At 52.0% G+C, this 8,074-nt stretch carries 8 protein-coding genes; 6 read left to right on the forward strand and 2 right to left on the reverse strand.

Features of this window, described 5'->3' with window-relative positions; genetic code table 11:
- Nucleotides 1-579 precede the first annotated feature (579 nt).
- Complete coding sequence (locus QZ303_RS10360; protein WP_295732473.1) at nt 580-1,083, forward strand: RNA polymerase sigma factor; 504 nt, start codon at nt 580-582, stop codon at nt 1,081-1,083.
- Between the two features lie 401 nt (nt 1,084-1,484).
- Here QZ303_RS10360 and QZ303_RS10365 read toward each other — a convergent pair whose 3' ends face one another.
- Nucleotides 1,485-2,033 carry an outer membrane beta-barrel protein gene (locus tag QZ303_RS10365; RefSeq protein WP_295732475.1) on the reverse strand — a complete coding sequence of 183 codons (549 nt, stop codon included), beginning with the start codon at nt 2,031-2,033 and terminating at the stop codon, nt 1,485-1,487.
- Between the two features lie 251 nt (nt 2,034-2,284).
- On the opposite strand from QZ303_RS10365, the gene QZ303_RS10370 reads away from it, so the two are divergent.
- The 5 genes from QZ303_RS10370 to QZ303_RS10390 all read left to right on the forward strand — a co-directional run bounded on the left by QZ303_RS10370 (nt 2,285) and on the right by QZ303_RS10390 (nt 7,742).
- Nucleotides 2,285-2,803: a CvpA family protein gene (locus QZ303_RS10370; RefSeq protein ID WP_295732477.1), complete on the forward strand. Its 519-nt coding sequence runs from the start codon at nt 2,285-2,287 to the stop codon at nt 2,801-2,803.
- Nucleotides 2,804-2,897: 94 nt separating this feature from the next.
- Complete coding sequence (sufB, locus tag QZ303_RS10375; protein WP_295732479.1) at nt 2,898-4,370, forward strand: Fe-S cluster assembly protein SufB; 1,473 nt, start codon at nt 2,898-2,900, stop codon at nt 4,368-4,370.
- Nucleotides 4,371-4,397: 27 nt separating this feature from the next.
- The gene (gene sufC, locus QZ303_RS10380) at nt 4,398-5,156 is read left to right on the forward strand and encodes a Fe-S cluster assembly ATPase SufC (protein ID WP_295732481.1); all 759 of its coding nucleotides are present in this window, start codon (nt 4,398-4,400) and stop codon (nt 5,154-5,156) included.
- A 12-nt stretch (nt 5,157-5,168) separates the two neighbouring features.
- The gene (sufD, locus tag QZ303_RS10385) at nt 5,169-6,515 is read left to right on the forward strand and encodes a Fe-S cluster assembly protein SufD (protein ID WP_295732483.1); all 1,347 of its coding nucleotides are present in this window, start codon (nt 5,169-5,171) and stop codon (nt 6,513-6,515) included.
- An 18-nt stretch (nt 6,516-6,533) separates the two neighbouring features.
- Nucleotides 6,534-7,742 (forward strand): aminotransferase class V-fold PLP-dependent enzyme, encoded by a 1,209-nt coding sequence (locus tag QZ303_RS10390; RefSeq protein WP_295732486.1) that lies wholly within the window; start codon nt 6,534-6,536, stop codon nt 7,740-7,742.
- A 26-nt stretch (nt 7,743-7,768) separates the two neighbouring features.
- Here the strand turns inward: QZ303_RS10390 and QZ303_RS10395 are convergent.
- A partial coding sequence (locus tag QZ303_RS10395; RefSeq protein ID WP_295732488.1) for a hypothetical protein occupies nt 7,769-8,074 on the reverse strand: 306 nt, incomplete at its 5' end.

Here is an 8,074-nt window from a genome sequence, read left to right on the forward strand (position 1 = left end):
CTCTATGCTTTAAAAAGTTTTGATGTTGTATAAAATTAAGATGCGTCAGCCGTGTCTCGGTGCACGGCCATCGTTGTATATGAATGGCTGTTTTTGTATATTTATCGTATGTGCTTGTACGTGGGTATATGAAATTATGTGTCCCGATCGGGTATGTTTGATATGGATATTTCAGGAGACAAGATGTTACAATGCTGCAACATCTTGGTTATAATGTTGTGTATGTTTAATAAAGTCTTATTTATGTGTGAACCATGCCTGACGCATCAATACTTTGAAAAATGTAACATGCGTTTAACTTAAAATTATGTTAATACGACGGCATTACACGGAATTGTGAGTGAATTGTAATATGATTGAAATTTTGATATCGAATTCAATAAAATGTAATTCATTGATTTGCAGTGAGATATTATTTTTGAAATGTTAAAAAATGATTTTATGTAAAATTTTCTTCAAAAAACTATTGCGCGTATAAATATTATTACTACATTTGCAATGTAATCATTCTGTAACACGTTTGTGTGATGAATGAAACGAACAAGAGTCATAAAAAACAACGCACTAAAATATCAAGTTATGGGTTCGTCAAATTTCCAAACCAAGCTCTTAGGTCTCCAGAAAAATCTTCTGAACTTTGCCTACATCCTCACATCTAACCGTGACGACGCTTACGATCTCCTTCAGGACACTACACTTAAGGCGCTCGACAATCAGGACAAGTATGTCGACAACGTAAACTTCAAGGGATGGGTGTTCACGATCATGCGTAATATCTTCATCAACAACTACCGTAAGGTCGTTCGCTCCGCTACGATTATAGATCAGACCGAGGATCTCTATCACCTCAATCTCCCGCAGGACTCCGGCTTCGAGACTCCTGAAGGTTCGGTTGCGGCAAAGGAAATCACCGCTGCCATCGATGCGTTCTCCGACGACTACCGCATTCCGTTCTCCATGCACGTGGCCGGTTATAAGTACAACGAGATTGCTGAAAAGATGAATCTTCCTCTTGGCACCGTCAAGAGCCGCATATTCTTTGCCCGTCAGCGCCTCCAGCAGACCCTCAAGGATTATCGTTGAGGCATTAGCCGTCATACTGTTTTCCTTTGAAAAACGATACGACACCTATGACTCATCTCTCCTGTCAAGGACTTAAGTCCGAAGCATGACTCAATCAATTGCTCTAAAGATATTTTTGCGGAGACAAGGTCTCGCATTGCATAAAACACATCTATAATAACACACTATTACAATCGCCGCTACTTATCAAGGCAATCTTGATCAAACGATATACTGACCATATGATTCACACATAAGAGGCGTTCCCATTTGGGAGCGCCTCTATCCTATTATTGATAATGGAATTGCAGGTGATATGAGTTGCAAGGCGCAACAAAGGTAATGGATGTTTGCAAATAAAAGACCCGGCGGAACAATGTCGTGCATGTCCGTCGGGTCGCGGGGTATTGAGAATGATCAGGTCAGAACACGTAGGTTACACCAAGGCTCATGTTGCCGGTGTTGAAGCTTAGTCCGGTGAACTCGTAGTCGTGGCAGCGTTTGTAGCCTGCGAAACCAAGAGCGGCCGAGAATATAACGTGGTCGTTGATGGCATACTTAACTCCGGGCTTGAGGCCGATGCCCCAGAGTGTGCCGTTGATGATTTCTTCTCCGGCAACGTCCTCGTCGAAGAATTTACCGGTCTGGAACTGTCCGGCAAGATCTACATAGAATCCGACTTTACCGATGTTGACAAATGTGTAACGCACAAACGGGTTGAACTTGAACGAAGCTCCATGGATCGATGCGCCGTCACCATCTTTCTGATGTGCATAGGCAAGACCGATCTGGGCTGCGATATCCCAATCGCCCATGTTGTAGCCGATTTCAGGGAGTACAGCCACGCTGATGTTCTTGAAATCGCCGTGTTTGTTCTGGTTGGCGCTTAACTGACCGTCGACCCACCATGACTGGGCGCTTGCTGATAACGACATGGCCACTGCCGCAAGTGCAATAAATAGCTTTTTCATAATAGATACATTTAGAAAATTGATAGATACTAATAGAAGTTTTGAAGTAAAAAAGTTGTTATTATTATAATATTCTATATAACCATATTCTACGGTAAATACCGCATCCTATTGTTATTACACATCAAGCCGCTATTTGTTCAGATTTTAACGTTTGCGCGCCGACACGATTCGCCTGCATCCACGTTGGACAAGTCGCGGGGATTTGTTAATTTTGCAATTGTTTTCGTGTTGACGTTGCAGCGGAAAAGGTGAGCGTTATAGACATCATATTGACATGTGTGCTTTTCGGCTCTATAGCCGTCGGCGTATGGAAAGGCCTGATATGTCAGGTCGCATCGCTCGGTGGGATAGTGCTGGGGCTTGTTGCGTGCCGTATGTTCGGTGCGCAGGCAGGCGACACTCTCATGACGATGCTTCCGGGTACCTTTGAATCGGCTACCTCCGCTGCGATTGTGGGTAATGTTGTTCTATTTATCCTTGTCTGGCTCACCGTGAGCGTTGTGGCATCCATGCTTCACAAGATGACCCATGCGTTGATGTTCGGATGGCTCGATCATCTGCTCGGCGGAGCTTTCGGGCTGTTCAAGTGGATGCTTGTGCTAAGCATATTGCTGAATCTGTGGCATATGGCTGCTCCCGCCAGCGATATCTTCACGACATCTACCCTGATGGACGGAGAGATGCTGCCGTGGGTGATGCATATAGCTCCGGCCATGTTCGGTATCGTAGTGCATGGTACCGGGACTATCATGCCTTTGCCGGTGTGAAAAGTGTGTCTGCGGTATGCATAGCCAACAATTGCATCTTCTGCGGCGTTTACACATATTAATGAACTGAATGAAATTATCTGTCTCTGTAGATATGAGCGCTGATAAACCAAATAAGCCGGATGCCGGGAATGACGATGTGATAAAGGATGTCACTTCCGGAGAATATAAATACGGCTTCGTCTCCGACATCGACACGGATGTCATACCACGCGGCCTGAGCGAGGAGGTCATACGCCTTATCTCGGCCAAGAAGCAAGAGCCTGAGTGGCTGCTGGAGTTCCGTCTGGCGGCCTACCGCCATTGGCTCACCCTGGAGATGCCCCGGTGGGCACATCTCGACATTCCGCCTATCGACTATCAGGCGATAAGCTACTATGCCGCCCCGCGCAAGAAAGAAGGACCGAAAAGCCTTGATGAGGTGGATCCGGAGCTGCTTGAGACTTTCGACAAGCTCGGTATACCTCTAGCCGAGCAAAAGATGCTCTCCGGCATGGCCGTGGATGCCGTAATGGACTCCGTGTCGGTCAAGACCACGCATAAGGAGAAACTTGCCCAGCTCGGCATAATTTTCTGCTCGTTCTCCGAGGCAGTGCGCGACTATCCCGACCTCGTGCGCCGTTATCTCGGCAAGGTGGTGTCGTACCGCGACAATTTTTTCGCCGCGCTCAATTCGGCCGTGTTTTCCGACGGCTCGTTCGTATATATTCCTAAGGGCGTGCGTTGCCCGATGGAGCTTTCCACCTACTTCCGTATCAATGCCTCCGGCACCGGGCAGTTCGAGCGTACTCTCATCGTGGCCGATGACGATTCATATGTCAGCTATCTGGAGGGGTGCACTGCCCCGATGCGCGACGAGAACCAGCTGCATGCCGCCATTGTCGAGATTATTGTGGAGGACCGCGCCGAAGTCAAGTATTCCACCGTGCAGAACTGGTATGCCGGCGACAAGGATGGGCGCGGCGGGGTCTATAACTTCGTCACCAAGCGTGGTCTCTGCCGTGGAGACTATTCAAAGCTTTCTTGGACACAGGTGGAGACCGGCTCGGCCATCACGTGGAAATACCCCGGCTGTATCCTCAAGGGCGAGGGGAGCGTGGGGGAATTCTACTCGGTGGCAGTCACCCGCAACCGCCAGCAGGCCGACACGGGCACCAAGATGATACATCTCGGACGTAACACGCGCTCCACAATTGTCAGCAAGGGCATCTCGGCCGGTCATAGCCAGAACAGCTATCGCGGTCTGGTGAAGGTGGCCCCCGGTGCCGACGGTTGCCGCAACTACACGCAGTGCGACTCGCTGCTCCTCGGGCCTGACTGCGGCGCGCACACGTTCCCTTATATAGATGTGATGAATGACACCGCCGTCGTGGAGCATGAGGCCACCACCTCGAAGATCAGCGAGGACCAGGTGTTCTACTGCAACCAGCGCGGCATACCCACAGAGGAGGCTATTGGTCTTATCGTCAACGGTTATGCTAAGGAGGTGATGAACAAGCTTCCGATGGAGTTTGCCGTCGAGGCCCAGAAACTGCTTCAGATTTCGCTCGAAGGAAGTGTCGGATAAATAAGAAAACAATACGTTATGCAAGACATGCTTTTAGATATAAAGGATCTCCATGCCTCAATCGACGGCAAGGAGATACTCAAGGGAATCAACCTTCAGGTGCGCGATGGCGAGGTACATGCCATCATGGGCCCTAACGGTTCCGGAAAATCTACCCTCTCTATGGTGCTCGCCGGCGCTCCCGGTTATGAGGTGACCGGCGGATCGGTAGATTTCCATGGGAAACAGTTGCTCGACCTCTCACCTGAGGACCGCAGTCACGAGGGCCTTTTCCTCTCGTTCCAATATCCGGTGGAGATTCCCGGAGTGACCATGGTCAATTTCATGCGTGCCGCCGTCAATGAGAAACGCAAATACTTCAATGAAGCGCCACTCTCGGCGAGCGATTTCCTGAAACTCATGCGCCAGAAGCGCGCTATCGTAGAGCTTGACAACAAACTTGCGTCGCGCTCTGTCAACGAGGGATTTTCCGGAGGTGAGAAGAAACGCAACGAGATTTTCCAGATGGCTATGCTCGAACCACGCCTGGCCATTCTCGACGAGACCGACTCGGGTCTCGATATAGACGCGCTGCGCATTGTGGCGGGGGGAGTCAATACCCTTAAGACCGACCGTAACGCCACGATAGTCATTACCCACTACCAGCGTCTGCTTGATTACATCAAGCCCGACTTTGTGCATGTGCTCTACAAGGGGCGCATCATCCGTACCGGCGGACCGGAGCTTGCTCTTGAATTGGAAGAACGCGGCTACGACTGGCTCAAGGAGGAGGTCGACGCTAAGTAACTTTTTGTTGCCATGACCAGTATCGATCAATATATCAGTCTCTACCGCGACAACGCCGCATCCATCGACGTCCATTCGGCACCGGTGCTCAATGCATTGCGTCCGGTCGCTTTGGAGGCGTTGGCGGGGGCGAAGCTCCCCACCACACGTAGCGAGGGGTATGAGAAAACCTCGATAGAGGATATGCTCGCGCCCGATTTCGGTGTCAACATCACGCGGCTGCACATCCCTGTCGATGTGGCTTCCACTTTCCGTTGCGAGGTGCCGCGCATGTCCACGGTGATGGGTTTCGTGCTCAACGACACGTTTATCCCCGCCGAGGGAAACGCCCAGCGCCTTCCCGAGGATGTGATATTCGGATCGCTCGCCAAGATGGGTGTCGAGCGTCCCGACCTGGTTTCGCGCCTTTATGGCAGTATCGCTCCCATGGCGCATGTCGGCGTGGCTCTCAACACGCTTCTCGCTCAGGATGGCGTGGTAGTCTACGTCCCGCGCGGTGTACGCGTGGAGAAGCCGTTGCAGCTTGTCAACATATTCAGTTCGTCGGTGCCTACGGCCGCTTTCCGCCGTATGCTCGTCATTGTGGAGGACGATGCTTCGGTGCAGCTCCTTGTGTGCGACCATACCCAGGACTGCGACCGTGCTTACCTTTCCGAGCAGGTGGTTGAGATCAGCTTGGGGCGCAACGCATCGCTCGAACTTTACGACATGGAGGAGTCGTCGGCCATGACGTCCCGCTGGAGCATGGCTTACGCACGTCAGCAAGAGGGGTCACGCCTGCTTATAAACGGCACTACTCTCAGCAACGGCGTCACCCGCAACGAGTATACTATCGACATCGACGGGGAACATTGCGACACGTTCCTCGGAGGTATGGCCATAGGCTCGGCAAAGCAGCATGTCGACAACGACTCTACGGTCAACCACCGTGCGCCGCGTTGCCACAGCCGCCAGATGTTCAAGTATATCCTCGACGATGATGCGCGTGGTGCTTTCGAGGGTGGCATAACGGTCCATCCGGGGGCTATTCTCACCGAGGCCTATCAGAGCAACCGCAACCTGCTTGCCTCTGCCGGTGCGCGTATGCATACAAAGCCGCAGTTGCTCATCTACTGCGACGACGTGAAGTGCAGCCACGGAGCCACCACGGGCCAGCTTGATCAGGACGCCCTGTTCTACATGCGTCAGCGCGGTATATCGGAAAAGACCGCGCGCACGATGCTTATGCAGGCGTTCATGGCCGACGTGATCGACACCGTGGGCCTCGAAGGCCTGCGCGACCGTCTGCGCCATCTGGTAGAGATGCGTCTGCACGGACGCACCTCCTTCTGTGGAGACTGCCACATAAGGCAGGAATAACTACATATACAAATCATCATGGACACCGATTCATACCGCCGCGACTTCCCGGCGCTCGACCGCACGGTCTACGGCAAGCCGCTCATATATCTTGACAATACGGCCACGTCGCAGACACCGTCGTGCGTGGTCGAGGCGATCAGGCACGCCTACTACCACTCCAAGGCAAATGTTCACCGTGGAGTGCACGCCCTGTCGCAGGAGATGACTCTCCTTCAGGAGGAGGCGCGCGAGCGTGTGCGCGGGTTCATCAATGCCGCCGACACGGCCGAGATAATTTTTACGCGCGGCACCACCGAGGCGATCAACCTCGTGGCCTCCTCCTACGGGCGCCTGATTCCCGACGGATCCGAGATAATCGTCAGCGTGATGGAGCATCATGCCGACATAGTGCCTTGGCAGCTGATAGGACGAGGCGTCACCCTTAAGGTCATCCCTATGGACGACAGCGGCGTGCTCGACCTCGACGCTTACAGGCGGCTGTTCAGCGACAAGACCGCCATGGTGGCCGTCACCCATGTGAGCAATGTGCTCGGAACGGTCAACCCGGTTGAGGAGATTACGGCTGTGGCCCATGAGCATGGCGTGCCGGTGCTTATCGACGGCGCGCAGGCCGTCAGCCATTGTGCCGTCGACGTGAGGGCTATCGGGTGTGATTTCTATGTGTTCTCGTCCCACAAGATGTATGGCCCTACAGGTGTGGGGGTGCTCTACGGGCGTCGTGAACTGCTTGAGAAGATGCCCCCTTATCAAGGCGGTGGGGAAATGATCGGCCATGTTACGTTTGAGCATACCACTTTTGCCGAATTACCGTTCAAATTCGAGGCAGGCACTCCGGATTTCGTAGACATAGCGGCCTTCAGGCGCGCCATCGACTATGTGTCGTCAATCGGCTATGACAATATCGAGGCGCATGAAAGGGCGTTGCTCGACTATGCCACAGAGCGCATGACCGGTGAAATCCCCGGGCTGCGCATCTTCGGCACGGCTCCCGGCAAGGACGCCATCATCTCGTTTCTCATCGGTGACAGCCACCCCTACGATGTGGGGATGCTCCTCGACAAGCAGGGTGTGGCCGTGCGCACGGGCCACCACTGCGCCCAGCCACTCATGCAACGCCTCGGAGTGGAGGGTATCGTGCGCGCATCCTTCGCCCTCTACAACACCCGTTCCGAGGTCGACGCCTTCATCAGCGCCCTTTCCCGTGCCGCCTCCATGCTCGCATAGATTTTTTCGAATGATTTCGAAAAAATCTATTTCCGCGAATTATAATTGATATATCTTTTATAATATTCCTTTGTCATGCAGTTGTCGCATCCTGTCTTGTCAGGTTTGTAGTTCGTGCATCCTAAAAACGGCGCGTCTTTGCCCTCCCGGACAATTAGATATCCGTCACGGCATTTATTGCATTTTATAATTGATAAATCCCCTCCCTTTAAGTTGTTTGTCATGAAATCACATATTTCGGGTTCGTTTGAGCATATCCAAAGCCTTAGTCCATATGATTTTTTATTATTACTGTCCGCTAAACCATAAATCAGAGAGTCCAACATCTTGAA

This window comes from uncultured Muribaculum sp., assembly GCF_910583865.1.
Classification (GTDB): Bacteria; Bacteroidota; Bacteroidia; order Bacteroidales; family Muribaculaceae; genus Muribaculum.